The sequence below is a fragment of the Yersinia alsatica genome, from assembly GCF_025133195.1.
GTDB lineage: Bacteria > Pseudomonadota > Gammaproteobacteria > Enterobacterales > Enterobacteriaceae > Yersinia > Yersinia alsatica.
On sequence record NZ_CP104006.1, the window covers coordinates 225,853 to 251,758 of the forward strand.

Sequence of the window (25,906 nt, forward strand, 5' to 3'; positions counted from 1 at the left end):
CCATTAGTGGCAGTCACCGCTCGAGCTTTGACAACAGCTGGCGGGCGCACTGTTTTGTAATCTCACAGTGACCCGGCTACGTGCGCGGCGTAAGCCAAACAAGATCACCGCATTGATGATAATCACCAACGCGATAATGCCTAAACTCTGCTGCGGGTGGTCACGGAAAGTGGCGGCTTGATAGAACAAGGTCGCCAGCGAATAAGCCACATTCAACCCCCACAGTATCGAGAACGTCATCCAGCCACGGCTGGTTTCGCGCGCAATTGCCCCCATGACCGAGACACAGGGCACATACAACAGCACGAAAATAAGATAGCTATAGGCCGAAATACTGGAACCGAACTTGCTGCTCATCATCCCCATTGAACCCGCCGCCATTTCGCCATCCCCTTTACTGGCTTCAATCGGGTTAGAGAGCACACTGAGGCTAAAGGTATCTTTTAATCCCTGCCAGGTTTTATCAACCGCACCGGCTAATTCACCCAGTAAATTGAAGCTCTCGGCATCAAAGGGTTCATTTTTAATCTGCTCAGCGGTATAGAGGGTATTCAGTGTCCCCACCACCACTTCTTTGGCCATGGCACCGGTGACTAACCCCACCGTCGCTTGCCAGTTATCCTCATGAACCCCCATTGGGGTCAGTAACGGGGTGAGCACTTTACTGACAGAGGCGAGTGCCGAGTCATTGATGCTATCGACCGCTTTGCCACTGAAAGAGAAACTATTTAGGCCACCAATGAAAATACTGGCGATGACAATGACTTTCCCCGCCCGTAGAACAAAGCCTTTCAGTCGCTGCCAGGTTTGCAGTAACAAGCTCTTCAGATGTGGCACATGGTAAACCGGCAATTCCATCACAAAAGGAGAGGCTTCACCGCGCATGATGGTGTATTTCAGTACCAAGCCGGTGAGGATTGCCACGGCAATACCGAGTAAATAGAGTGAGAAAACGATGCTGGCTCCGTCCTGGCCGAAGAATGCCGCAGCAAATACCGCGAAAATGGCCAGCCGTGCACCACAGGACATAAAGGGGGCCATCATGATAGTAATCAGCCGTTCGCGTTGGGCATCCAAGGTGCGCGCCCCCATAATCGAAGGCACATTGCAGCCGAAGCCAACAATCAGTGGCACAAATGATTTACCCGGCAACCCTAACGCCTGCATCAGCCGGTCCATCACGAATGCCGCACGGGCCATATAGCCGGAGTCCTCCAAAAAGGAGAGGAACAGGTACATCATGCCAATTTGCGGCACCAGTGGCAGCACGGTGTTAATACCGCCCCCAACACCTTGGGCGAGGAAGATAGTCAGCCACTGCGGGAAATGCAGGGTATAACCGACCCATTGCAGCCCTTGGATAAAGATAGCGGCAGAGCCAATATCAAATATAGGTTGCAGTGCGCCACCAATGTTGATGGCCAATACGAACATTAAATACATAACAAACAGGAAAATCGGCACCCCTAACCAGCGGTTCAGAATTACTTTATCCAGTGCTTGGGTCAGGCGGTTTGGCTCTGCTTGCTGTGAGTTGCCGACGATATCGCAGATACGGGCGATGCTTTGATAGCGAGCATCGGCGATCACCAATTCGGGATCTTCGTGCTGATTTTGTCGCAGATTCTCACGCGCCAACTCAACCTGTGACGGCGCTATACCAGCGCGCGCCAGACTGTAGATATCTCCTTCCAGAATTTGCAGTGCCAGCCAGCGGCGCTGCTGGATAGGCCAAGAATCCGGCATGTTCTGTACCAGTTTATCCACTTCATGCAGCAGCACTGGCGGGTAGTTAACCAGCGCTTTAAAGGTCACGGGCTGAAACTCATCGATACTGGCTTTTAATTCATTGATACCCTGTCCACGGGTAGAAACCAGCGGAATTACTGGGCAACCTAGCTGTTGAGAGAGGGCCGCGATATCAATATCAATATGCTGGCTTTTAGCAATATCCAGCATGTTGAGTGCCACAATGCAGGGGATACCTAGCTCGATGAGTTGCAGTGTCAGGTAGAGATTGCGCTCCAGATTGGCGGCATCAATCACGTTAATCAGCAGGTCAGCCTCGCCACTCAAAATATAGTGGCAGGCAATTTGCTCATCCAGCGACGTTTGCTCAGAAATCGTCGTCAGCGAGTAAGTCCCCGGCAAGTCAACTAAGGTCACCTGATGCTGCGGGGTATTAAAATGACCTTCTTTGCGCTCAACCGTGACTCCGGCCCAATTCCCAACGCGTTGACGAGCGCCAGTTAACTGGTTGAAAAGAGTGGTTTTACCCGCATTGGGGTTGCCGATAAGGCCGATTGTGAGTGCTTTCATGATCCAACGTGATATCAATAAATTAAAATCAGACGGTGCGGGGCGATTTTTATCCATCACCCGGCAGCCAGAATAAGAAATTGACCTGTCGTGTTAGGGTTGCAGGTCGAGGGTCAGCAGATCTAAATCTTTTTTACGTACCACCAGGCTGACCCGACGGGCTTCTATCTGAATGGGGTCACCTAATGGCGCAAGGCGAACCACATTAAATGAAGAGCCGGGTAACATACCCAGAGATAATAATTTCTGCCGATAAGCCGGGCTAATTTCAGGTGAGAAACCAATAATTTTGTAGGAACGCTGTGGAATAAGATGCATAAAAGCCTCTTGAAAATTACCCTTTACACTTTAAATTTCAGGGTGTTGGTTAATGGCGTACCAGAATTCAGAATAATGTTATGCTAAGACGTAATGAGTGAAATAATAATAGTAAGAACCATTTTCATATTCAACTGGGGTCAAATACTCAAAAGTAAGTATTCATTACGGTTTAATTTTTATAATTAATGAGTCTGATTTCTATTTACGCTTGTTTTACCACCAAATTGGCGTGATCGCAAATGAGAATGATGAGTTAAATCAGTTAACTGGATGTTTCTTTTAAATCGGTCATCTTTAAGACTACCGGAGTGTGGGTGACTATCACTAATCCAAGTCATTGAGTTATCTCAACTCCTTGGGTTCCTGCTGTTGCGGACTATCTGCAACTCGAAGTCTATTGGGTATAACTCGATGTATTTATTGTAAAATACCGATTATTAACATAATCACTTCACTATGATTTGAATCAAATAACATTCAGGTTTTAATTAATCCACGGCCGATTATCGTAATTATTTATAAACTAACAGTAATAACAAACTCAATAAGTCGTCATGTTAAATATAATGTTAAATGAGTCAAGATTATTGCTTGTTTTGCCTGAGACATCGGAGAAGAAAAGAATCTCGTGCTAATTAATTTAAAAAATAATTTTACAATTTTATAGAAGAAAAAAATATGAGAAAAGCGGGCAGTTTAATAAAGAAAGGGCCACAGCATGTGGCCCTAAGCTAAGTTATCAGCGTTTTTTAAACGCCGCAGCCAGCGCGTCACTCATGGCGCTGTTCCCGCCTGAGTTGCTGTCCACCCGCCCTTTGGCTGGTGGGCGGTTATTGGCGTCATTGTTAGCGTTATTCCGTGGGCGGCTGGCGCCACGATTATCATTATTGGCACTGGCGCGGTTCTCGCCGCCATTACCCCGCCGCGAACCCCCTTCACCCGGTTGTTCATCCAGGCGCATGGTCAGCGCAATACGTTTGCGCTGTAAATCCACTTCCATCACTTTAACTTTGACGATATCACCGGCTTTCACCACCTTGTGTGGGTCATCGACAAACTTATCTGCCAGTGACGAGATATGCACCAGACCATCCTGATGGACGCCAATATCCACAAAAGCCCCAAAGTTCGTCACGTTTGTGACCGAGCCTTCGAGGATCATCCCCGGCGTCAGGTCATTCAGTGTTTCAACGCCTTCGGCAAAGGTGGCAGTTTTAAATTCAGGACGTGGGTCGCGGCCCGGTTTTTCCAGCTCACGCAAGATATCGGTGACGGTTGGCACACCAAAACGCTCGGTGGTGAAGTCACGTGCATTAAGGTTGCGTAAGGCCGCAGCATTGCCCATTAAGTCCTGCAAAGCTTGCTCAGTTGCCGCCAAAATGCGCTCGACGACCGGATAGGCTTCTGGATGCACCGTGGATGCGTCTAGTGGATTATCCCCGTGATTGATACGTAAGAAACCGGCACACTGCTCGAAGGCTTTTGGCCCCAGACGGCTGACTTTCAGTAATTGCTCGCGGTTATGGAAACGACCATTCTCATCACGCCAGTTAACAATATTCTGCGCCATCATGCGGGTTAAACCGGCCACTCGAGTCAACAAAGGGACGGACGCCGTATTTAAATCCACGCCCACGGCGTTCACGCAGTCTTCTACCACGGCATCGAGCTTTTTCGCCAATTGGCTTTGGCTGACATCATGTTGATATTGGCCGACCCCAATGGATTTTGGATCGATTTTAACCAGCTCAGCCAGAGGATCTTGCAACCGACGGGCAATAGAAACTGCACCACGGATAGAAACATCCAGATCTGGGAACTCTAGCGCGGCTAGCTCCGAAGCGGAGTAAACCGACGCCCCGGCTTCACTGACAATCACTTTTTGCGCCGTCACCGCCGGATACTGCTGTTGCAGTTCGGCAAAGAAACGCTCGGTTTCCCGCGATGCCGTGCCGTTACCGATAGCCACCAATTCAACCTGATGCTTGATGCACAGGGCGGCCACTACGGCTGCGGCCTTGGCTGCCTGCCCGGTATGAGGGTAGATGGTATCGAAGGCAACCAGCTTGCCGGTAGCGTCAACCACCGCCACTTTCACCCCAGTACGTAGGCCGGGATCGAGGCCCATGGTTGCGCGCATCCCTGCCGGTGCTGCCATCAGCAAATCTTGCATATTACGGGCGAACACATTGATTGCTTCATCTTCAGCCCGCTCACGCAGGGTGCTCATTAGCTCGGTTTCCAGATGCAGCAGTACTTTGATCCGCCATGTCCAGTTGACCACCGCTTTACGCCAAGTGTCTGCTGGTGCGTTATTCAACCGCAAATCCAGATGATTAATAATGATCTGTTCGCCCTGACTTTCACGAGGCGGCTCGTCAAACTGCGGATCAGGATTCAGCGCCAGTTGCAGCACACCTTCATTGCGGCCACGGAACATTGCTAAGGCGCGGTGAGAAGGGACTTGGGCGATAGGTTCATGGTGGTCAAAGTAATCGCGGAATTTAGCGCCTTCCTGCTCTTTGCCTTCCACCACTTTTGCTACCAGATGAGCATTTTTCCACAAGTACTGGCGCACTTTCGCCAGCAAAGTGGCGTCTTCAGCAAAACGCTCCATCAAGATATAGCGCGCACCATCCAGTGCCGCTTTGGTATCGGCCACGCCTTTATCAGCATCAATATAGGCCTGGGCCACCTGTTCTGGGTCTTGCTGCGGGTCATTCCATAGGCTGTCAGCCAAAGGTTCCAGACCTGCTTCAATAGCAATCTGCCCACGGGTGCGGCGCTTGGGCTTATAAGGAAGGTATAAATCTTCCAGCTCAGTTTTACTCATGGTGCCATTAATCGCACCGGCCAGCTGCTCGGTGAGCTTGCCCTGATCTTCAATTGATTTAAGAATGGTTTGGCGGCGGTCTTCCAGTTCGCGCAGGTACCCCAAACGGCTTTCCAACTGGCGCAGCTGGGTATCATCCAACCCGCCGGTAACTTCCTTACGATACCGTGAAATAAAGGGCACGGTATTACCTTCATCCAGCAGACGTATTGCGGAGGCAACTTGCTCCGGTCGCGCCTGTAGTTCGCTTGCAATAATGCGGCTCAGTTGTTCATTCATAAGTCTGATATCAATTAGTGAGTAGGAAAAATGGCAGAGGATAGTTATACGGATTGCCCGGATAAATTGCCAGTAGAGCGCTCATTGGGCTTGAGCTAACCTGAACTTATCGGTAAAAACATAGGGTATAGTAGAGGCATCTATCCGAAAGGGATAACTGGATAATTTTATGGCTAAAAGCAACTACATTACCCGCGAAGGCTGGCAGGCGCTGGATCGTGAGCTGCATTATCTGTGGCGTGAAGAGCGGCCAGTGGTGACTCAAGCGGTCTCTGAAGCGGCAGCAATGGGCGACCGTTCGGAAAATGCCGAATATATCTATGGTAAGAAGCGCCTGCGGGAAATTGATCGCCGGGTGCGCTTTCTGACCAAACGTCTTGAAGTGCTGAAAATCGTTGACCCAGACCCGCGTCAGGAAGGGAAAGTCTATTTCGGCGCTTGGGTGCGGGTAGAAAATGAAGTAGAAGAGCAGCGCATCTTCCGCTTGGTCGGCCCAGATGAGTTCGATCCGGCAAAAAAATGGATTTCTATCGATTCACCGGTGGCCCGTGCCTTAATTGGCAAACAGGTGGATGATGAGGTGACGGTTCAGACGCCAAATGGTGAAGCGACCTACTGGATTTTAGAGATTCGCTACCGTCCATTTGACGAAAGTGTTGATAATTAGGCACAACAATAAGCTTTGTAACAATTTCGACTAGAATATATACCATAAATAGCTGTCTGTTAGAGTGAGTTTTTCTAACAATGTGCAGATTCGGGCAATACGGCCTTTGGGAGTAATAAAATGCAAGAGAATCACAAGATTCTGGTCGTTGATGACGATATGCGCCTGCGTGCGCTGTTGGAACGTTACCTGACAGAGCAAGGTTTCCAGGTGCGCAGTGTTGCCAATGCTGAACAGATGGATCGCTTGTTAACCCGTGAGTCTTTCCACCTGATGGTGCTCGACCTCATGTTGCCGGGTGAAGATGGTTTGTCTATCTGTCGCCGCCTGCGCAGTCAAAGTAACCCTATGCCTATCATTATGGTGACGGCGAAAGGGGAAGAAGTAGACCGCATTGTTGGGTTGGAAATTGGTGCAGACGATTATATTCCTAAGCCATTTAACCCTCGCGAACTGCTGGCTCGTATCCGCGCCGTGTTACGCCGTCAGGCTAATGAACTGCCGGGCGCACCTTCACAAGAAGAAGCCGTGATTGCTTTTGGCAAGTTCAAACTGAACCTCGGTACCCGTGAAATGTTCCGTGAAGACGAACCTATGCCATTGACCAGTGGTGAATTTGCGGTGTTGAAAGCGCTGGTTAGTCACCCGCGTGAGCCATTATCCCGCGATAAGCTGATGAATCTGGCGCGTGGTCGTGAATACAGTGCAATGGAGCGTTCTATCGACGTGCAGATTTCACGTCTGCGCCGCATGGTAGAAGAAGATCCGGCACATCCGCGCTATATCCAGACCGTTTGGGGCTTGGGCTACGTATTTGTACCGGACGGCAGTAAAGCATGAGGCGATGGCGCTTTTCTCCACGTAGCTCATTTGCCCGAACCTTATTATTGATTGTGACCTTGCTGTTTGTCAGCTTGGTCACTACGTATTTGGTGGTGCTGAATTTCGCCATTTTGCCCAGCTTGCAGCAGTTCAACAAAGTGTTGGCGTATGAAGTTCGTATGCTGATGACTGACCGGCTGCAACTGGAAGATGGCACGCTGCTTGAAGTCCCGCCGGCGTTTCGGCGTGAGATTTACCGTGAATTGGGGATTTCGCTATATACCAATGCTGCGGCAGAGGAAAGTGGCCTGCGTTGGGCACAGCATTACAAATTTCTCAGTGACCAAATGGCCCAGCAGTTAGGTGGGCCAACGGATGTTCGTGTCGAAGTTAATAAAAACTCGCCGGTTGTCTGGCTAAAGACGTGGTTGTCGCCGGATATCTGGGTACGAGTACCATTAACTGAAATTCATCAGGGCGATTTCTCGCCCCTGTTCCGCTATACCCTAGCCATTATGCTGCTGGCCGTTGGCGGTGCCTGGCTGTTTATCCGTATTCAGAATCGGCCCTTGGTGGAGCTGGAACATGCAGCTTTGCAGGTCGGGAAGGGCATTATTCCGCCGCCATTGCGAGAATATGGTGCTTCGGAGGTACGTTCGGTCACCCGGGCATTTAACCAAATGGCGGCTGGCGTGAAGCTGCTGGCAGATGACCGAACCCTGCTTATGGCCGGGGTCAGCCATGACTTGCGTACCCCATTGACCCGTATCCGTCTGGCGACTGAAATGATGAGTGAAGCCGACGGTTATCTGTCCGAATCTATCAATAAAGACATTGAAGAGTGCAATGCCATTATTGAGCAGTTTATTGATTATCTACGCACTGGGCAGGAGATGCCGACCGAACCGAGTGATCTTAATGCGGTGTTGGGTGAGGTGATTGCTGCCGAAAGTGGCTATGAGCGGGTGATTGAAACCGATCTATGCGAAGGTGAAGTCATAGTAGATATTCATCCGCTATCGATTAAGCGCGCCTTGGCGAATATGGTGGTGAATGCCGCGCGTTACGGTAATGGCTGGATAAAAGTGAGCAGTGGCACCGAGCTTCAGCGGGCTTGGTTCCAGGTTGAAGATGATGGCCCCGGTATTAAGCCGGAAGATTTGAAGCATCTGTTCCAGCCTTTTGTCCGTGGCGATAGCGCACGTAGCACCAGTGGTACCGGGCTGGGGCTGGCGATTGTACAGCGAATTATCGATGCACACGCCGGTTCGTTGGATATTGGTACCAGTGAGCGCGGTGGGTTACGGATCCGGGCATATATTCCATTGCCGTTAGATGTGAAGCCGAGATTGCCTGCGGTAGTGGGGAATGGGTGATATTTAGTTTGTGGTTAGTTCGGTTGTTAAGGCATCGGTGTTTGCTGAGCTTCATGAGTCTCAACCGGTCAAGGGTGTGTGAGCGCACACCCTTGACCGGTTGAGACAGCGGAGAGAAGGTTGTTGCCAATCTTATGTCAACCGAATCAGGCTACCGAACTAATCCCCAATCCCCCCCCCTCATCACCAAAATACTAAATCGACTTCCGCAGAAAAAACAAAAGGGGCACAACTGTGCCCCTCGCAATATAACCAACCTCAATCTAACTTAGATCTTCGGCCCTGCACTGACCAGCGCAGCCCCTGCTGGGGTATCGGTATATTTATCAAAGTTAGTGGTAAAACGCTTCGCCAAATCTTCGGCCTTCTCTTGCCACTGCGCGACATCGGCATAAGTGTCACGTGGGTCGAGGATATCTGGGTTCACGCCCGGTAATGATGTTGGCACGGCCAGATCAAAGATTGGTAAGGTGAAGGTTTCTGCTTTATCAATCTCGCCATTCAGAATGGCGTCGATAATGCCACGGGTATCCTTGATGGAAATACGTTTGCCAGTTCCATTCCAGCCAGTGTTGACCAGATAGGCCTGTGCGCCGACCGCTTGCATACGTTTAACCAGCACTTCTGCATATTGCGTTGGGTGCAGCGACAAGAATGCTGCGCCAAAACAGGCAGAGAATGTAGGTGTTGGCTCGGTGACACCGCGCTCAGTACCGGCGAGTTTGGCGGTAAAGCCAGACAGGAAGTGATACTGGGTTTGATTGGCCGTCAGGCGTGATACTGGCGGCAATACGCCAAAGGCATCGGCAGTCAGGAAAATAACCTTGGTGGCATGGCCTGCTTTAGAGACCGGCTTAACGATATTTTCGATGTGGTAAATCGGATAAGAAACACGGGTGTTTTCAGTTTTAGAACCGTCGTTGAAATCAACAGTGCCATCGGCTAGCACTACCACGTTTTCCAACAGAGCATCACGTTTAATTGCATGATAAATGTCGGGTTCTGCTTCTTCGGATAACTTGATGGTTTTGGCGTAGCAGCCGCCTTCAAAGTTAAATACCCCGTCATCATCCCAGCCGTGTTCGTCATCACCGATCAATTTACGTTTCGGATCTGTGGACAAGGTGGTTTTACCGGTACCGGACAAGCCGAAGAAGATAGCGACATCGCCTTTTTCACCGACGTTGGCGGAGCAGTGCATAGATGCAATGCCTTTCAGCGGCAGCAGGTAGTTCATCATTGAGAACATACCTTTCTTCATTTCGCCGCCATACCATGTGCCGCCAATCAGCTGCATACGTTCTGTCAGGTTAAAGGCCACAAAGTTCTCTGAATTCAGACCTTGCTCTTTCCAGTTCGGGTTAGTGCATTTAGCGCCATTCATGACGATAAAATCGGGCTCGAAATGGGCCAGTTCTTCATCTGATGGGCGGATAAACATGTTTTTAACGAAATGCGCTTGCCAAGCGACTTCAGTGACGAAGCGGACTTGTAGACGTGTATCGGCATTAGCACCGCAGAATGTATCAACAACAAACAGACGTTTGCCTGACAGTTGCTCGGTGACCAACCCTTTCAGGTGGTTCCAAGTCTCTTGGCTCAGAGGTTTGTTATCATTCTTGCCTTTGCCCTGATCAGCCCACCACACGGTATCTCGGGTGATATCATCACGGACAATATATTTATCTTTTGGTGAGCGGCCGGTAAAGATACCGGTATCGACCGCTATTGCTCCTGTGGTGGTGAGGGTTCCGCGCTCGTATCCTTCCAGCGTGGGTTTGGTCTCTTCCTGGAACAGTAAATCATAGCTAGGGTTGTAAACAATCTCGCTGACGTTATGGATGCCATAGGCGGCGAGCTCCTGCGGGGTAATTCCTTTAACACTCATGTCATAACTCCTGGATCGTCAATTTTCTACCAGCGATTGTAAATCCTCATCCCTGATTAACAGCGATAGCTATCAAAGATTTTAATATATGGCCTATTTTTCGCTAAGTTATGAGAGATAGAACACGGATTGTAGCAAGAGTGAAACGCGAGAAGGAATGGCTGGGCACGTGTCAGCACCCAACCATGTATTACAGGAATTAATGGATTTGTTCTGAAGAAGAACTATTACCGCTTTTTAAAGTGGCGATATCGACGGCATCAAACAGGTAGTGATTGCCGCAATACTCACAATGCATGTCAATGTTGCCATCCTGCTCGAGCATTTCTTTAATGTCATCTTCAGATAACGTTACTAATGCATCAGCACAACGCTCACGAGAACAGGTGCAACGGAAGCTGACATTCTGCGGCTCATATAACGTGACTTCTTCTTGATGGTATAAACGATACAGCACTTCATTGGCTGGCAGCGTAAATAGCTCTTCGGCCTTAATGGTGGTGGTCAGCTGCGCCAGATGATCAAATTCATCTTCATTGCGCTCCTGCGCTGGCAGAACTTGCAGCAGCATACCGGCTGCCGCTGCTTTGCCTTCTACACTGCCGGTGCGGATAAACAGGCGGGTAGGCAGCTGTTCAGATTGCATGAAGTAGTTTTCCAGGCAAGCAGCGATGGTGTCACCTTCTAAGGCGACAACACCCTGATAGCGCTCACCTTTTGCCGGTGTAATGGTTATCACCAGATAGCCATTGCCCACCATCTCTTTCAATGTGCTTTCAGCGCTGATTTCGCCTTTATAGCGGGCGACACCGCGCATTTCTTGTTGGTTATTGCCGTTAATCACTGCCAGTGAGACTGGACCGTCACCGCCCTGCAATTGCACAGTGATATCACCATCAAATTTAAGGGTGGCGGTCAACAGACTGGTCGCGACCAACATTTCGCCCAACAGTTTTTGTACCGCGGGTGGGTAATCATGGTTGGCTAATACCTGCTGGTAGGTTTCATTGACTGAAACCAGTTCACCGCGCACAGCATGATTAGTAAACACATAGCGGTGTAATTGGTCGTGATTAGACATAGTTTTCTCTCATATTGGCCGCCGTTTAAACCCGCCATACTGGGTTTATTCTGGCTCGCCTTGTTTAAATTTGATCAGGTTGCGACGCTCTTTTTTATCCGGTCGCCTATCCGGATGTGGCATGGTCAGGGCATTCAATTTACGTGCCTGCGCCACTTTCTCGCGGTTAGCAATGCTGGTCGCGGTCTCTTCATATAATGCTTGTGCTTCATTGGCTCCACGGCGCTGGCTATTTAGCGCCAAGACCCGCACGGTGCGCTCGTCATTGCCCTGACGTAGACGAATTTCAGCATTCAGCTCAACCAGTTTGCTCGGTTTACCGCGCTGGCCGTTGTAATGAACTTTACCGCCATCCACCATTTCCCGCGCTATCGCTCTGGTTTTATAAAACCGGGCAGCCCAAAGCCATTTGTCCAGCCGAACCGATTCGTCAGGGGGGGTTTTATCCTTCATAAACATTCTCGCTGTTTCATCCACGTCACTTCATTCTTATCGTAACTGTAATGCAGGCAACAGCTTACGATAGTCATTGATTGCAGGATGGCTGTGAAATGCTTTATCAGCACAGCTGGAGTCTGGGTTTTCTATCCCCAGACAATAGCGGATACCAAAGGTGCGCGCGGCATCCAGAATCTTCTCACTGTCATCGACAAATAAGGTTCTGGCAGGATTCAGCCCGGTATGCTGCGTGACAGCTTGCCACAGTCGTTGATCTTCCTTCGGATAACCAAATGTATGGGTGGAAAGTAATAAATCAAGGTGCTGGTCGAGGGCCGTATGCTCAATTTTTACCGCCAGACTATGTGGGTGGGCATTAGTGAGCAAAATTGTTTGCAGGCCACGCTCGCGTAAACTGGCTAAAAATGGCTTAGTATCCTGACGCAAGCGAACCCGGCTACCTGCTTGGGTGGTCATGGCATAAATATCCAAATCCAGCCGTTCACTCCAGTAATCGAAGCAATACCAATTTAAGGTATGTTGCACGGCGAGATATTCATCATGAATAATCTTATGTGCCTGATCCAGCGGGATCCCCCGATGTTGGCTAAGTGTTTCCGGCACCTGCTTTAACCAGAAATGGCTGTCGAACTCTAAATCCAGCAGAGTGCCATCCATATCCAGCAGCACGGTATCAATTTCTTGCCAATTAAATTCAGGGGGCATAGCGACTCCACAATCACAATATTAAATAATGCTGATGACACAGAATGCGGGCAACAAATCAGCAGTGATACCTGATAAGCACCCATCTATCACGTTAGCCTAGCATAGCAAAGTTACAGTGCGCATACCCGAAGGTGTGGGCATGGTGTATGACTGGCAGAAAATGAAAGAGTGCTAACGCAGGAAAGGCGCAGGAGTGATGGTTTGGTTAAAGCAAGTATCATAATAGCGTTGAATATTATCCATACGGCTACGATTTTTCAGTATGCGCTGAATTAACAATGTGGTGTTCACCACTAAACAGACAATCAGTACCAACAGCAATAAGCTGGTACCCAGATAACGGCCAAGGGTGACGATATCGGGCTCACTGTGTAACGCGATGTGGCGCGTGCCGTTAGCATCAGTGGTGATATTGGTGATGATGCCCTCGGCTTTAAAGGGGGTATTGAGCAGCAGGCCAGAGAGTCGCTGTAATTCTCGCCATTGCTCCAGAGCACTGTAATCAAACAGTGGAACCGCAGGCACAGGGTGGTTTACAAGCTGTTTGCCTTCGTCGCTGGTTATCAAAAAACCACCTGGTGGCGGGCTGTTTAATGCTTCAGTCGCCAAATGCGTTTCACGGTAAACAAATGAAGAGGTTGCCGTTTTTACCAGATTTTCCAGCGTATCAGCACTCACTGGGCGTAGCAGTACATTCATGCCTTTCAATGTGCCAGATTGTGCCCGTTTGACCAGCCCAGACCAATTCTTGGCATTCCCCAGATTAACCAGCGCATTTTTTAGCCGGACGCAGTCACTATCACTACCGCATAAATCTTGTGTTTTCAGCACGATATCGGCGAAATTATCCAACAGAATCATCCCGGATTTCTCAATGGCGGTCGCCAGTTGTGGGTTGACGTTGGTATCAGTACCTTGTGGATGCAACTGCTGATTGACGGTAGCAACCAGTGCCGCGGCCTTTTCAATGGTTTCTGACTCGGGTTGCGGCAGCGGGGCAGCATTGTTCCAATAGATACCGGAACAATCAAAAGGCGTAAAAACAAAGCTGTGCGGGTTTTGGCTATTCGGCGGGACATAGCACATACCGGTGCCTTGCGCTTTCAGCATATCCCCAATGCGTAATGGCATTTTTTCCAAAGCTTCAACACTGGTGACCTGTTGGCTTTGCGCTCCTTGTAGCCACGCGACACTTAATTTCAGTGGCAGGCCAAGTGGCACATAAATCAGTAATAGCGCCATCACCAGCAGCGAGCCAGCAATGAGCGTCAGGTTTTTGCCCCAACGCTGCAATGGAAAATGCTTCATTTCGTCATGCAGCGACAGGAACGGCCCCTGACGGACCACCTGACGATTGAGGTAGATATCAATATTGGTTTTTTTGCCCAGGTCATGAGCAAAGTAGGGCCCCCAATGGGCAGGATAAATGAGGTCAACAATCCCGAGCGAGATATTGTTCATCTGACTCTGATTCGACTCCCCGAATAATCCCCAGCGCTTTGGTGTGCCGCTTAAACAGTGGACTTCGCGCAAATCTTTTTCAGACAGCGGGCTGAACATATTCCAGCAGGCCCAACCCGTTAACGTGGCCGCCACAATGATTAGCCAAGGGAGCGTGACCGCCGGGCCAGTCAGGGCGAAAAAGAGTAATAACAGCGCCAAACAGATTGCGCCGGCCTCTTTTAAACCATTCGAACCATGCAAAGCATACTCTTCCGGTGTTTCTTTTCGGATATTCAGTAGTTCGATGTGTTCGCTATCTGCTTTGCGAATTGACGCATTTTGTACGACAGAAGGCAAAATAGGCTGGTAGACATTCTCAGACTGGTGATTTTTAAGGGTATGCCCGTTAAGGGAGATAACTAGCGGGATAGTCTGAGTTTGGATAAGTTCTACATCATTATCCTGAGTAATATATTGTTCCCATGACGCGGGGAGGTGGACTTCAATGGAGTCCAGATAATAGCGCCATTTATTGGGTTCATCACTGGCCACGCCATAGCGGGTTATGGCACGAGTCACCGAGTAAACGTTGTCGCTTTGTGGCGTCAGAATGAGCTTTGTTGGTGTAAACGAGCTGTTTGTCAGCGTGCGGCTATCAAAATTAGACTGAGGTTTGAACCCAAGTTTGTCTTGCTGATTTAGCAGGTAATTTTCAATATTAACCCGCTCTTCTGGGGTTAGCTTGCGGTGAGTAGGTTTTGCGAACAGCAGAGTTGCGGTTACGGGAGCAGTGCGGCGGAATCGGAACCACCACAGCAAGCCTACTGCGATCAGACTGGTCAACAGTAAGGCCAATATTAAGACTATTGTGCTCATCCCATCCCCATCCGAGCGCCCCTGACTTACGTCAACTCTATGAAAGAATGCATCATTTTATGCATAAACACAGTACAGAGGCATATAGCAGAGTTATTGAGTGAATTAGCCTGTCGCCGCTATTATTCATCACATAACCTAATACAAGTGCTCTTAAACTGCCCGTAGACCGATAAGGATAGCAAGGCTAAAACATCGGTAATATCAGCATAATCCTATTTTCAAACACAACTTTTAACGTGCATTGAGCTGGGATGGAGTGAAAATTAACCGGTTGAATCTTGACTAAACTCGCCGCCATGTTAAAAACAGGTAAATTATATCTAACTGACATTGCGATAAAGGTTCTCATTAACGCACAATGTGATCAAGTTCTAATAAATTCCAGTATAAAGTTTCGGGTTAATACACACAGGTAAAAAATGGCTTATTAAGTGACCATAATATGAGCCTGATTATCCTGATGTGCGTCCGGTAGGCGGTGAGTTTTTAATTTGGGGCTATCATGAAACACCTGCAAAAACCTAAAATACTTAAAATAGATACGGTTGCCCACTCCCGTTTATTTACTGTCGAAGCGGTGGATCTGGAGTTCAGCAATGGCGTGCGGCGAGTTTATGAGCGCATGCGGCCATCGAATCGCGAAGCCGTCATGATTGTGCCGATAATCGGCAATGACTTATTGCTCATCCGTGAATATGCCGTTGGCATCGAAGAGTATGAGCTGGGCTTCCCTAAAGGGCTGATTGACCCCGGTGAAGGTGTGTTAGAAGCGGCAAATCGTGAATTGATGGAAGAAGTTGGCTTTGGTGCTGAGCGTTTTGATTATCTCAGGAAGTTGACAATGGCACCGTCCTATTTTTCCAGCAAGATGAATATTGTTATCGCGCAGAACCTCTATCCACAAAGCCTGGAGGGTGATGAACCCGAGCCGTTGCCACAAGTGCGCTGGCCTATTGCGAATATGATGGCCTTGCTTGATGAGCCCGGTTTTAGTGAGGCTCGTAATGTCAGTGCGCTGTTTCTGGCACAGGCATTTTTTAATGAAACAGGCATCACTTGATATTGAGCTGGCCCATATAAAAAAGCCGGGAGAATTTTATTATCTCCCGGCTTTTTATTTTGCTGCTAGTGACGATTAAGCCATTAGCAGCCACTCAACATTATTATCAGAACAGTTCGTGCGTCTGGCCGTTATCCATGAGGGTGGTTCCGGCCTCATGGACCGAATACTCGGTGGGCTGTGTCCCCTCGATAAAGTATTCAGAACGACTGCCAGGCCCCCCAGTGGAGAGTTTGCCGGTCTGTTTATCAATCACGACACTGACAATCCCTGGTGGTGGCGGAACTTGTTTTTCCGGCAACCCTTCCAGAGCCACTTTCATAAAGTCATCCCATGCTGGCTGGGCAGTCTTCGCACCCCCCTCAGCACCAGAAATCTGATCTGATATTGCCCCTGATGCGGTGCTGCGCCCTAAGTCACGGCGATGATCATCAAAGCCAATCCAGACGGACGTCACGGTATCCGGGCCATAGCCAGAGAACCAGGCATCTTTCGAATTGTTGGTGGTACCGGTTTTACCGCCGATATCTTTGCGTTTCAAATCGCGCCCTGCGCGCCAGCCTGTTCCCATCCAACCCGGTTCCCCGAAGATGTTAGAGTTCAATGCATCGCGTATCAGGAATGCCAGCGGGGTGCTGATCACGTGTGGTGCATATTGCCCATCACTATTCATCTTCGCTTGCGCTGGCGTGACTTGTTCCAGCTCTGGCATTGGGACGTTACTGGCATTATTGGTCTGCGAAGTTGCAACGTTCTCCGTATTATCGTCGGACAACACGACAGAACGCTGGGTATCACCGTAAATGACCGGCAAGTTACACTCTTCACAGACAATCTTCGGCTTCTCTTCAAACAGCACATTGCCGACATCATCTGTGATTTTGGTAATGAAATACGGGTCAACCAAATAGCCGCCGTTTGCCAGTACCGCATAACCACGAACCAGCTGCAATGGGGTGAATGAAGCAGAACCCAATGCCAGTGATTCCGAATGCACAATATTTTGTGCCGGGAAACCAAAGCGTTGCAGGTACTCAGCGGCGTAATCCACACCCATAGCACGCATGGCTCGCACCATAACCACGTTCTTCGATTGACCTAAACCTTGGCGTAAACGAATCGGGCCGTCATAAGTTGGTGGTGAGTTCTTTGGCCGCCAGTCTGTGCCCGCACCCGCATCCCAACGAGTGATTGGTAGGTCGTTGAGGATAGTTGCCAACGTCAGGCCTTTATCCATCGCCGCGGTATACAGGAATGGTTTGATATTCGAACCGACCTGACGCAATGCTTGTGTTGCACGGTTAAATTTACTTTGGTTAAAGTCAAAACCGCCAACCAGCGCTTTAATTGCACCATTGTTTGGATCGATAGAAACCAAGGCCGAGTTGACGTCTGGCACTTGCGCCAACCACCAACTGTCATCCACTTTTCGCACCCAAATCTGCTGACCCGGCTGAACCACATCCGTGACTTTCTTCGGTGTCGGCCCTTGAGCATTATCCGATTTAAATGGACGCGCCCAACGCATCCCGGCCATTGGTAGCGCTACGCTACTGCCATCCGCCAAGATAGCCGTGGCTTGGTCGGGAGTCGCTGCGGTGACTACCGCAGGTAACAGCGGGCCATAGACCGGTAAGGTTTTAAGCGAATCAATAATTTGCTCATTGCTCCAGGCATTCTCACCCACTTTCCATAACACATTAGATGGGCCGCGATAGCCGTGGCGCATGTCATAAGCCAGCACATTGGCGCGTAAGGAATCAACGGCCGCTAACTGGAGTTTTCTGGTAATAGTGGTATAGACCTGATAACCGTCGGTATAGGCATTTTCACCGTAACGCTTAATCATCTCCTGACGCACCATTTCAGACAGATACGGCGCGGAGAAGGCAATTTGCGGGGCATGGTAGTTGGCGACCAGTTCTTCACTGCGGGCCTGATCATATTGGGCCCGAGTGATATATTTTTCATCCAGCATGCGCGACAGCACGACATTACGACGCGCAACCGCCCGGTCGTGTGAATAGAGCGGATTGAATGTCGACGGTGCTTTTGGCAACCCGGCAATCATCGCCATCTGGCTGAGCGTCAATTCGTTAACATCTTTACCGAAATAAACCTGTGCCGCAGCACCAACACCATAGGCGCGATAACCCAGATAAATCTTGTTCAGATACAGCTCAAGAATCTCATCTTTAGTGAGTAATTGTTCAATGCGAATAGCCAGGAAAGCTTCCTTGATTTTACGCATCAAGGTCCGCTCCGGGCTTAAGAAAAAGTTTCGAGCCAATTGCTGGGTAATGGTACTGGCCCCTTGAGAGGCACGACCAGAAACCATGGCAATAGAGGCCGCACGTAGGATACCCACAGGGTCCACACCGTGATGCTCATAGAATCGGCTATCTTCTGTAGCAATAAATGCATGCACCATTTCTGGTGGGATTTGTTTCAATGTCAACGGGATACGGCGTTTTTCACCGTATTGGGCGATCAATTCGCCTTCGGCGCTATACACCAACATAGGTGTTTGCAGCCGGACATCTTTCAGCGTGGCAACATCGGGTAGCTGAGGCTCAATATATTTGTACAGACCAAATATCGAGGCTGCTCCCAGTAAAATGCAACACACCGCAAGGATTAAAAGATACTTTACGAACTTCACCTGAGATTTCCCATTCAATGTCAATTGGGCAGTTTATAAACAACCGCGCCGTAGTATAAAGGCAAGCCCGGAACATGGATACGTTCTTTTATTCTCTCTCGACACGGAGGTCGACAAAGGTGTACTCACAATATTGGCAGGTTGGGCTAGATATTCAAATGGAGGCTATACGCGCACTGGCTGTTGTCAGACGCCGCTATGGCTGGCAACTGCGCTATTGGTGGTCGCAAAACTTACCTTCTGGCGTTTTGCGTGAAGGTATTTTACAACAGCCAGACGTGGTTAGCGACAAACTCAAATTATTACGTAAACAATTACCGCGACATATTTCATTACGTATTGCATTGCCCGCACAGCGCATATTGCAACAATCACTTCCTGCCCCGGACCGACGGCTGCGTGAACCTGAGCGAGAGGGGTATATTAATGCGGCGGCAAGTCGATTATTTCCAGTGAATAGTCAGGAACTGGCACTGGACTATCGGGCCGGAGCCACACCTAATGGTGACTTATTAATCACAGCCGCTCGGCGATCAGAAATCCAGCAATGGCAAACATGTTTACATCGCGCCAATTTACCATCACACATCATTGATATCACACCTTGTGCCTTGCGCTATATGGCTACAGCCGCAGGTTTATCAGGGCAATATTGCTTAGTTTATCGCTTGGCAAATGAGTGGTTGTGGGTTACATCCAGTGATATGCCGTTTGACTTTGGTGTGGTGGCTATTGATTCGGATGAATATGGAGTAGGAGGGGGTCAGTCTAAGGACAGTGATCCATTAACTGCCTTATTGGCACAACTTCATGCTCGTTATGCCCAACAAAGCAGCGCGCTTGCGACTATTTATTACAGCAGCACGATAGATGAACCGCCACCTGAAAATACCATCGGCTGGTCGCCCTTTACTGCATTTACCCAGTATCAACCTCCGCTACCTCCCTTACCCGCGGCATTTACTCTGGCTGGGGGGCTGGCATTACGCCCGGCAGACTACTGATGTATCAGGTGAATTTTTCATTATGGCGTGCCGGGCACCAGTTAAGGCGTTATCGATTTTGGCGTAATACGGGGTTGTGCCAATGTGCTCTCCTGGCCCTTATGGTGGGAGGGTTATTAATGCAATCCCATACAGTAAAAATTAGTCAGCAGGGCAATCTGGCTGGGCTTTTGCAGCAGCAAGCCGCATTAAATCAGCACCATAAAGAGGTGCAGCAAACTATGGCCCGGTTACAGCACGCAGAGCGGCGCTTACAGCTTTACCAACAAGTGCATCAGCCCGCGCAACGATATTCAACACTATTGCAGCAGTTATCACAGCAAATACCGGATAGCTGCTGGTTAGTCAGTGTCATACCACAAGGCGATAAGCTGGTTTTTGAGGCGATCAGCCAAGACTATGCCGCCATTAATACCTTTTTGGTGAAGTTAGCTCGCTTGCCGCTGTTGGCAAATGTGCATTTACACCGGATTACTCAGCAGGATGACGGTAATTTCCGCTTTGTGGCACAAGCTGACTGGCAGGGTGGGGACAATAATAATGATGAATAAGCAACTCCAGCGCTGGATAGATAGACCGGGTTGGCAGCTTTGCTTATGCCAATGGGGGTTACTGTCGTTGCTCGGTGTGGTGGTTTATAGCGTGATTTTGCGGCCTGAATGGCAACAACAGCAGCTTACCGCCGGTGAAATTACTCAGCATCAACAACAGGTTGAACAACAGCAATCAGTATTGGCGCGGTTGCCATCCCTGTTCCTCTTACGCCAGCAAATAACAGCATTAAGCACCGCACAAGCATCACCGCAGCAACACTCCATAGCCCATTTAGTAGGTAAATGGATTGCACCATATGGCGGGTTGGTTATTGGCTGGCAGCGGCAAGCTGAGCAAGGAAGCGAAGCGGTAGTGGATTCTGTTGGATATCAGCAGTGGCACGCCACCTTGCGCGTTAATTTTTATGGGCTGCTCCATCTATTGCGCCAGTTATCGTTAATCTCATCTCCGGTTCAGGTTCAACAAATTGCAATTATGCGTGATCGCCATGTACTCACAGTGAAACTCAATCTAAAGGAGTATCTCGCAGGGAGTGAAAATGAGTAACTGCAAAGGAGGATGGCTCACGGGGCCATTGCTGGTGGTGGTCACACAAGCTTCAATTGTGTGGGCGGAGCCATCATTGGTTGAAAATGGGCGCAACCCCTTTCAGCAAGTTACTGCGGAGTCTTGTGATGATGGTCGCAAAGAGCTGGTTAATTGGCAATTACAGGGCACGGTTCGCGGCATCAATTACTCTTCTGCTTGGGTGCAACCGCCAGATGGCAGTTGGCAAATGTTGAGGGTAGAGACCATGTTACTACTGCATTGGCGGGTTACTCACATAGGTCCGCGGCAGGTGAGCCTACAGTATGTCAATCCAGATAAGCCTTGCTCAGGCTTAGCTGACGCCGTGGTGTTATCAATGCGGTGAGTTAACTGTTTCTCTAATAATCAGAATTAAAAGGAATTGGTCTGATGGATATTCATACAATCAACCCTAAGGGCTGGCTGGCTGCTGTTCTTAATGTTGGGTACTCACAACTGCCTATTTTATTGCTCTTTTGCCTATTACTGATCAGTAGCGTCTCACATAGCGCAAAAGGCGGAGCTCCCGTCACATTGGAGTTTCAGGACGCCCCGGTTTCTATGGTGCTGCAAGCGCTGGCTGATTATCAGCAATTGAATTTAGTCATTGCAGCAGAGGTCGGTGGCAATCTTAGTTTGAGATTAGTCGACATCCCTTGGGAGCAAGCGCTGGCCACCGTTTTGCGCATGAGCCGCCTGACCGTTGAGCGCGATGGGGCGGTGATGATGGTTTTTACTGAAGAGGATATTGAGCAAAGGCAGCAACAAGCAAAACAGAAAGCAGCACCAGAATCTCTGAGTAATCTGACACTTGCTTTGCAATATGCGGATGCCGAGGAGGTGGCAGACAGCTTGAATCTTGCCGAGGGAGGGCTGCTATCCCCGCTGGGGAGCGTGGTGGTAGATAAACGTACAAATACATTATTAATTCGCGACACTCCTGCCTCATTAGCATTATTGAAAAGCTGGCTGGCAGAGATGGATTTGCCTCTACAGCAAGTGCAGTTAGCTGCCCATATAGTAACAATCAGTCGGGAAAACCTACACGAACTTGGCGTGCGCTGGGGAATGGGGGAAGGGAAGCCAAATACTTCACTCAAAATGAGCGATTTTAATGTCAATTTGCCACTGCCAAATAGCGCAGTTAGTGCAGGATTCAATGTTGCCCGTATTGGCGGACGGCTGTTAGAACTGGAGTTAAGCGCGCTGGAACAAGAAAACCAGGTCGATATTATTGCTAGTCCACGGCTGGTCACTTCACACCAGCAAACAGCCAGTATCAAGCAGGGCTCTGATATCCCTTATACTGTCTCTGGAGGTAAAAAAGGGGCCACGACTATCGAATTTAAAGAAGCGGTGTTAGGGATGGAGGTCACACCGAAAATACTGCGTAATGGCAAAATTACTTTAAACTTGAAAATCAGCCAAAATATGCCCGGGATGGCAATGAAACGTGGTGATAGTGAAACATTACTAATAGATAAGCAGGAAATAAAAACCCAAATAACCGTAAATGATGGTGAAACTATCGTCTTAGGGGGGATTTTCCAGCAGAAAAACAGTCAGGGGGTTAATAAAGTGCCAATACTGGCCGATATTCCTTGGCTGGGAGGGCTGTTCAAACAAGATACTCAACAGCAAAATCGGCGGGAGTTAGTAATTTTCATTACGCCAAGGTTAATCAGCGCTTGAGCCTCATGAGATGCTGTTTGATGAAAACAGGTCAATCTTGGTGACTTTCTGCAACTTTTTGTGTGATAGGAGGCTTCTAAATTTGACGCTGCGTCAGATTTAGCTTACAAGGGTTACCGAATTGAGCTCCGAGGTTTTTAATAACGTTGATACGCCGATAAAAACGTATGGTTTCCCTCCCACGACGTGTACAACGATTTATTCGGTTGCCAAACTACCAGAAGTGCTGAGATAATTTTCCGTCTGATCTCGCACTATCGCTCATGAGGTTTCAGTTTAGGTCCCGTCGCTAATTTGATTGGCGGGGCGGGTTATCATTAACGAATAGTCTTAGTAATACCAAAAACATGGCAGAGAAACGCAATATCTTTCTGGTTGGGCCTATGGGTGCCGGCAAAAGCACTATTGGTCGTCAGTTAGCTCAGCAACTCAATATGGAGTTTTTCGACTCTGATCAAGAAATTGAGCGACGTACCGGAGCTGACGTGGGCTGGGTATTCGACGTGGAAGGCGAAGAAGGTTTCCGCGATCGTGAAGAAAAAGTTATTAATGAACTGACGGAAAAACAAGGCATTGTTCTGGCAACCGGTGGTGGCTCTGTTAAATCTAGAGAAACCCGTAACCGTTTGTCAGCCCGTGGCGTGGTGGTGTATTTAGAAACCACTATCGAGAAGCAGTTAGCCCGTACACAACGTGACAAAAAGCGTCCGTTGTTGCAGGTTGATTCGCCTCCGCGTGAAGTGTTAGAAGCACTGGCAAGAGAACGTAATCCGTTGTACGAAGAAATTGCAGATGTCACCATCCGCACTGACGATCAAAGCGCGAAAGTTGTTGCTAACCAGATTATCAACATGCTGGAAAGTAACTGATTTTAGCATTTTACTAATGCCCGCGGGCGTAAGTTAAGAAGGTTACTGGGCGCGACATGGAGAAGATTACTGTCACGTTAGGGGAGCGTAGCTACCCGATTACGATCGCTGCTGGATTGTTTAATGATCCGGCCTCTTTTAAGCCGCTAAAGGCGGGTGACCAGGTAATGCTGGTGACTAACCAAACGCTGGCTCCTCTCTATCTGGATTCGCTCCGGGCAGTGTTGGAACAAAGCGGCATTAAAGTCGATCAGGTGATTTTACCTGATGGTGAACAGTATAAATCTCTCAGCGTTCTGGAGCAGGTATTTTCTGCCCTTCTGGAAAAACCGCACGGTCGTGATACTACGCTTGTCGCCTTAGGTGGCGGTGTAGTAGGCGACCTGACCGGTTTTGCTGCTGCTTGTTATCAGCGCGGCGTTCGCTTTATTCAAGTTCCTACCACTTTACTTTCTCAAGTGGATTCTTCTGTCGGTGGTAAAACCGCAGTGAATCATCCATTGGGCAAGAACATGATTGGTGCTTTCTACCAGCCAGCAGCGGTGGTGGTTGACCTTAATTGTCTCAAAACCCTCCCTCCACGTGAGCTTGCTTCCGGGCTGGCTGAAGTTATCAAATACGGCATTATTCTTGATGCAGCTTTCTTCGATTGGTTAGAAGCCAATATCGACGCCTTACTCGCACTGGATATGTCAGCTTTGGCTTACTGCATCCGTCGTTGTTGCGAATTAAAAGCCGATGTTGTTGCCGCCGATGAACGTGAAGAGAGCGGGATGCGCGCTTTACTCAATTTGGGTCATACTTATGGCCATGCCATAGAGGCTGAAATGGGTTATGGCGTCTGGCTACACGGCGAAGCCGTTGCTGCTGGCATGATGATGGCGGCACAGACTTCTTACCGGTTGGGCCAGTTCTCAGCCAGTGATGTTGAGCGTATCAAAAAGCTACTTTTACGTGCTGGTCTGCCAGTCTGCGGGCCACAGGAAATGACGCCAGAGTCCTATCTGCCGCACATGATGCGAGATAAAAAAGTGTTGGCAGGTGAGCTTCGTTTGGTGCTGCCAACCGCTATAGGTAAGTCTGAAATCCGTAGCGGCATTGCACATGATATGGTGCTGGCGTCGATCGCTGATTGCCAGTGATAGGAAATGGCATAAGTACGATACTCGTAAATCTGTGTTTATAAATCCATGTTTATAAATCTTTGTTTATAAGTTCTATGCTCATAAGTTCTATGATGTTGTATCATAAGAATATCATATTCCTTTGCTGCGGGCGGTATCGCCTGTTTGCAGTCAGTAAAATCAATCAGCCGGATCGCAATGATAAATGCGGTAGGCTTTTGCCTCTAGTTGGAGGGTTTAGATGGATGATTTAAAGCCGGAAGACGATCTGAAACCAGATAGCAGTGACCGTCGTCCTACTCGTGCCCGTAAGTCTTCGACCGGGCCTAAGCTTGCTGTTTCGCGCCAACATATGATGATTGGTATCGGTATTTTGGTGCTGCTGCTGATTATTATTGCTATCGGTTCAGCCCTAAAAGCACCGACCGAGCATGAAGCATCTCAACAGAATCCTAATGTTGATGCGGCGAGAAATATTAATCTGTCAGATTCAGCTTCGCTCACCAGCGGCAATAACACGCAACCCGGTGTGGCAAACAACGCCAGCGACGGTCATGATGCCAATGGGGTGAAAAATACCGCTCAGCCACAAGATATCAGTGTTCCGCCAATATCTCCGACGCCGACCGAGGCCGCACCGCAGGCTTCTGCCAACAGCCCAACTCAGCGTGTCGAATTGCCGGGCAACATGTCTGATGCACTCTCTCAAACACAAGGACAGGTTGATACTCTGTCTCAGAACATGAATGACGGCCAGATATCAACCTTACCGACAGCGCCAGCCACTGTTTCGACCTCGAAAGGAGCTAAAGTGCCAGCAGCGCGGGAAACGATTACCCATCCAGCGCAGAAACAGGCTACAGCGGCGGCTAAGCAACCCGCAGTGAGCCACAAAGGGCCAACTACGGCAGTTTCTCCTGCAGCATCGGCAGTGGCTAAATCAGGTACTACTGGTAGCAGCAGCACGTTGAAAAATGCACCGAGCAGCCATTTCACGATACAGCTGAGCAGCGCATCCCGTTCAGACACGTTGAATGCCTATGCCAAGCAGCAAAAATTAACTGACTATCATGTCTATGAAACTAAACGTGATGGCAAGCCTTGGTACATCTTGGTGAGTGGCAACTATGCCTCTTCTGCTGATGCAAAAAGGGCTATTGCGACACTACCAGCCGATGTTCAGGCGAAAAAACCGTGGGTTAAACCTGTACAACAAGTACAGCAAGACCTTAAAAAATAAATCATTCTTATTTGTGCGCTGATGTGCTGTCTGAAACAGAGTACAATCTGCGGCTCTG

The 25,906-nt window shown here is 49.1% G+C and carries 21 protein-coding genes; 12 read left to right on the top strand and 9 right to left on the bottom strand.

Going from position 1 to position 25,906, the window contains the following annotated elements; translation table 11 throughout:
• Positions 1–3: 3 nt before the first annotated feature.
• The 3 genes from feoB to N0H69_RS00905 form a co-directional block, all read right to left on the bottom strand.
• Entirely contained in the window at positions 4–2,319 is a 2,316-nt protein-coding gene (gene feoB / locus N0H69_RS00895) for a Fe(2+) transporter permease subunit FeoB (RefSeq protein WP_050152355.1), read from the bottom strand.
• Positions 2,320–2,412: 93 nt separating this feature from the next.
• Positions 2,413–2,637: a ferrous iron transporter A gene (feoA, locus tag N0H69_RS00900; protein WP_004709369.1), complete on the bottom strand. Its 225-nt coding sequence runs from the start codon at positions 2,635–2,637 to the stop codon at positions 2,413–2,415.
• A 742-nt stretch (positions 2,638–3,379) separates the two neighbouring features.
• On the bottom strand, positions 3,380–5,752 hold the full coding sequence (locus N0H69_RS00905) for a Tex family protein (RefSeq protein WP_050152350.1): 2,373 nt from the start codon (positions 5,750–5,752) through the stop codon (positions 3,380–3,382).
• Between the two features lie 169 nt (positions 5,753–5,921).
• Here N0H69_RS00905 and greB point away from each other — a divergent pair, with 169 nt between their 5' ends.
• The 3 genes from greB to envZ all read left to right on the top strand — a co-directional run bounded on the left by greB (position 5,922) and on the right by envZ (position 8,617).
• Positions 5,922–6,419 (top strand): transcription elongation factor GreB, encoded by a 498-nt coding sequence (gene greB, locus N0H69_RS00910; protein ID WP_050099545.1) that lies wholly within the window; start codon positions 5,922–5,924, stop codon positions 6,417–6,419.
• 120 nt (positions 6,420–6,539) lie between these two features.
• Positions 6,540–7,259, top strand: coding sequence for an osmolarity response regulator transcription factor OmpR (gene ompR / locus N0H69_RS00915; RefSeq protein ID WP_004709363.1), 720 nt, complete (start codon positions 6,540–6,542; stop codon positions 7,257–7,259).
• Positions 7,256–8,617 carry a two-component system sensor histidine kinase EnvZ gene (gene envZ, locus N0H69_RS00920; protein WP_050111077.1) on the top strand — a complete coding sequence of 454 codons (1,362 nt, stop codon included), beginning with the start codon at positions 7,256–7,258 and terminating at the stop codon, positions 8,615–8,617. The genes ompR and envZ overlap by 4 nt, the downstream gene beginning before the upstream one ends.
• A gap of 268 nt (positions 8,618–8,885) precedes the next feature.
• Here envZ and pckA read toward each other — a convergent pair whose 3' ends face one another.
• The 5 genes from pckA to N0H69_RS00945 all read right to left on the bottom strand — a co-directional run bounded on the left by pckA (position 8,886) and on the right by N0H69_RS00945 (position 15,072).
• Positions 8,886–10,505: a phosphoenolpyruvate carboxykinase (ATP) gene (pckA, locus tag N0H69_RS00925; protein ID WP_050109967.1), complete on the bottom strand. Its 1,620-nt coding sequence runs from the start codon at positions 10,503–10,505 to the stop codon at positions 8,886–8,888.
• A 199-nt stretch (positions 10,506–10,704) separates the two neighbouring features.
• A complete protein-coding gene (gene hslO, locus N0H69_RS00930; RefSeq protein WP_050109968.1) occupies positions 10,705–11,586 on the bottom strand; it encodes an Hsp33 family molecular chaperone HslO in 882 nt (293 codons plus the stop codon).
• Positions 11,587–11,631: 45 nt separating this feature from the next.
• Positions 11,632–12,039: a ribosome-associated heat shock protein Hsp15 gene (gene hslR / locus N0H69_RS00935; protein WP_050110030.1), complete on the bottom strand. Its 408-nt coding sequence runs from the start codon at positions 12,037–12,039 to the stop codon at positions 11,632–11,634.
• A 36-nt stretch (positions 12,040–12,075) separates the two neighbouring features.
• Positions 12,076–12,750: a GMP/IMP nucleotidase gene (gene yrfG / locus N0H69_RS00940; RefSeq protein WP_050109969.1), complete on the bottom strand. Its 675-nt coding sequence runs from the start codon at positions 12,748–12,750 to the stop codon at positions 12,076–12,078.
• Between the two features lie 174 nt (positions 12,751–12,924).
• Entirely contained in the window at positions 12,925–15,072 is a 2,148-nt protein-coding gene (locus tag N0H69_RS00945) for an intracellular growth attenuator family protein (protein WP_050152349.1), read from the bottom strand.
• Positions 15,073–15,577: 505 nt separating this feature from the next.
• Between N0H69_RS00945 and nudE the strand changes: the two genes are divergently transcribed.
• On the top strand, positions 15,578–16,135 hold the full coding sequence (nudE, locus tag N0H69_RS00950) for an ADP compounds hydrolase NudE (protein ID WP_050123726.1): 558 nt from the start codon (positions 15,578–15,580) through the stop codon (positions 16,133–16,135).
• Positions 16,136–16,241: 106 nt separating this feature from the next.
• Here the strand turns inward: nudE and mrcA are convergent, their stop codons facing one another.
• The gene (mrcA, locus tag N0H69_RS00955) at positions 16,242–18,797 is read right to left on the bottom strand and encodes a peptidoglycan glycosyltransferase/peptidoglycan DD-transpeptidase MrcA (RefSeq protein ID WP_050152348.1); all 2,556 of its coding nucleotides are present in this window, start codon (positions 18,795–18,797) and stop codon (positions 16,242–16,244) included.
• Positions 18,798–18,916: 119 nt separating this feature from the next.
• On the opposite strand from mrcA, the gene pilM reads away from it, so the two are divergent.
• The 8 genes from pilM (at position 18,917) to N0H69_RS00995 (ending at position 25,848) form a co-directional block, all read left to right on the top strand.
• Positions 18,917–19,801, top strand: coding sequence for a type IV pilus biogenesis protein PilM (gene pilM / locus N0H69_RS00960; protein WP_050136129.1), 885 nt, complete (start codon positions 18,917–18,919; stop codon positions 19,799–19,801).
• Positions 19,802–19,920: 119 nt separating this feature from the next.
• Complete coding sequence (locus tag N0H69_RS00965; protein ID WP_253272120.1) at positions 19,921–20,352, top strand: PilN domain-containing protein; 432 nt, start codon at positions 19,921–19,923, stop codon at positions 20,350–20,352.
• Entirely contained in the window at positions 20,345–20,902 is a 558-nt protein-coding gene (locus tag N0H69_RS00970; protein ID WP_050152354.1) for a hypothetical protein, read from the top strand. Before N0H69_RS00965 ends, N0H69_RS00970 begins: the two co-directional genes overlap by 8 nt.
• Positions 20,895–21,269 (top strand): hypothetical protein, encoded by a 375-nt coding sequence (locus tag N0H69_RS00975; protein ID WP_050152346.1) that lies wholly within the window; start codon positions 20,895–20,897, stop codon positions 21,267–21,269. Before N0H69_RS00970 ends, N0H69_RS00975 begins: the two co-directional genes overlap by 8 nt.
• Before the next feature lie 44 nt (positions 21,270–21,313).
• Positions 21,314–22,615 carry a DNA uptake porin HofQ gene (gene hofQ / locus N0H69_RS00980; protein ID WP_216594552.1) on the top strand — a complete coding sequence of 434 codons (1,302 nt, stop codon included), beginning with the start codon at positions 21,314–21,316 and terminating at the stop codon, positions 22,613–22,615.
• A 347-nt stretch (positions 22,616–22,962) separates the two neighbouring features.
• On the top strand, positions 22,963–23,484 hold the full coding sequence (gene aroK, locus N0H69_RS00985) for a shikimate kinase AroK (RefSeq protein WP_005271698.1): 522 nt from the start codon (positions 22,963–22,965) through the stop codon (positions 23,482–23,484).
• 56 nt (positions 23,485–23,540) lie between these two features.
• On the top strand, positions 23,541–24,626 hold the full coding sequence (gene aroB, locus N0H69_RS00990; protein WP_050109977.1) for a 3-dehydroquinate synthase: 1,086 nt from the start codon (positions 23,541–23,543) through the stop codon (positions 24,624–24,626).
• A gap of 223 nt (positions 24,627–24,849) precedes the next feature.
• On the top strand, positions 24,850–25,848 hold the full coding sequence (locus tag N0H69_RS00995; protein WP_050123735.1) for an SPOR domain-containing protein: 999 nt from the start codon (positions 24,850–24,852) through the stop codon (positions 25,846–25,848).
• Positions 25,849–25,906 lie beyond the last annotated feature (58 nt).